The organism is Mesorhizobium sp. M7A.F.Ca.CA.002.05.1.1, from assembly GCF_003998335.1.
Classification (GTDB): Bacteria; Pseudomonadota; Alphaproteobacteria; order Rhizobiales; family Rhizobiaceae; genus Mesorhizobium.
Map to the genome: position 1 here is coordinate 1 of NZ_RZQI01001157.1, position 1,555 is coordinate 1,555.

The window sequence follows — 1,555 nt, forward strand, 5'->3', positions numbered from 1 at the left end:
CAGGATCGTCTGGGCCGAGACCTTCGAGCGCAGGCCCGATGACATCTTTTCCGTGCTCGACGACATCGGCAACAGTATCGTCTCCTCGATCTCGGCCGAGATCGAAACCGTCGAGCGCAACCGCGCCATGCTGAAGGCGCCCAACTCGCTCAACGCCTGGGAAGCCTACCATCGCGGCCTCTGGCACATGTACCGCTTCACCCAGGCGGAAAACGAACAGGCGCGGCATTTCTTTGCCCAGGCCTTGCAGCTCGACCCGACCTTTGCCCGCGCCTATGCCGGCCTGTCCTTCACCCACTGGCAGAACGCCTTCCAGCGCTGGGGCGACCGCGACCGCGAAAGCGCGCTGGCCTTCGAGAGCGCCGGACACAGCCTGCTGGTCGACGACCACAATCCGGCCGCGCATTGGGCGATGGGCCGGGCGCTGTGGCTGCGCGGCGAGCAGGACGGCTCGCTGCTCGAACTCGAGCGGGCTGTCGATCTCAGCCCCAACTTCGCGCTTGGCCACTACGCGCTGTCCTTCGTGCATTCGCAGTCGGGCGACCCGCGAGCGGCGATAGGCTCTTCGGATCATTCGCGCCATCTCAGCCCGTTCGACCCGCTGCTGTTCGGCATGCTGGGCGCACGCGCCATGGCGCATGTCCGGCTCGGCCAGTTCGAGGAAGCGGCCGAATGGGCGCTGAAGGCGGCGGCGCGGCCCAACGCCCACGCCATCATACTGGCGATCGCCGCGCACTGCCTGGCGCTGGCCGGACGGCTCGACGAGGCGCGCGGCTTCGCCGCCGCCATTCGCAAGACAAGGCCGGACTATTGCGCCGACGATTTCATCGGCACCTTCCGCTTCGAGCCGGACGCCGTGGCGCTGTTCCGGCAGGGCGCCAGGCTTATCGGGCTGAACTGAAGCCTGGCTCGCCATCTCTGGGATCGCCTGGGAATTTCGCCTCAATTCCGCCGGGTTAACGAAGTCGGAAGGAGTTGTTTAACTGTTTGCGGCTATGTCACCGCGTGGGGGACGACAAAGTGAGTATGATGAGCAACAGCCCCGACAAGCGCAATGAATGGCGCGCCATATTCTACGTGCAAGCTCGCGTTGCCATCCTGTTTGTCCCGGTGGTTGCCAGCCTGCTGATCATAGCGGCGCTTGCCGGCAACGAACGCAAATCCGTTCCCAGCATGATCGACCCGACCGTCACCGGCTCCGTGCGGTAGACCGGCGGTCATCGGCTCTTCGAGATGCTGTCGGAGGCGGGCGCCTGGCGTGCGCTATCGGCGGTTTTCATTTGGCGCTAAAATCATCCGATGGCACTGAATGAGTGGGCCCGAACGATCAAGCGCGATGTGCATGCGCTCTACCTCGCCGCTCGCGATCCCCGAACGCCCTGGTACGCCAAGGCGCTTGCCGTGTGTGTTGCAAGCTATGCCTTGTCGCCAATCGACCTGATCCCCGATTTCATTCCGGTGATCGGCTATCTCGACGACGTCATCCTTGTCCCTTTGGGCGTCCTTGCCGTGGTCAGGATGATACCGCCCGAGGTGATGGCGGAACACAGAAAGA

At 64.1% G+C, this 1,555-nt stretch carries 2 protein-coding genes and 1 pseudogene; all 3 read left to right on the forward strand.

The annotated features are described in order from the left end of the window. Window positions 1–901 (forward strand): annotated as a pseudogene (locus EN939_RS33600) (transcriptional regulator); the annotation flags it as partial. Between the two features lie 125 nt (window positions 902–1,026). Then, window positions 1,027–1,209: a hypothetical protein gene (locus tag EN939_RS33605; RefSeq protein ID WP_013528612.1), complete on the forward strand. Its 183-nt coding sequence runs from the start codon at window positions 1,027–1,029 to the stop codon at window positions 1,207–1,209. A gap of 90 nt (window positions 1,210–1,299) precedes the next feature. Further along, a partial coding sequence (locus EN939_RS33610) for a YkvA family protein (protein WP_164751488.1) occupies window positions 1,300–1,555 on the forward strand: 256 nt, incomplete at its 3' end.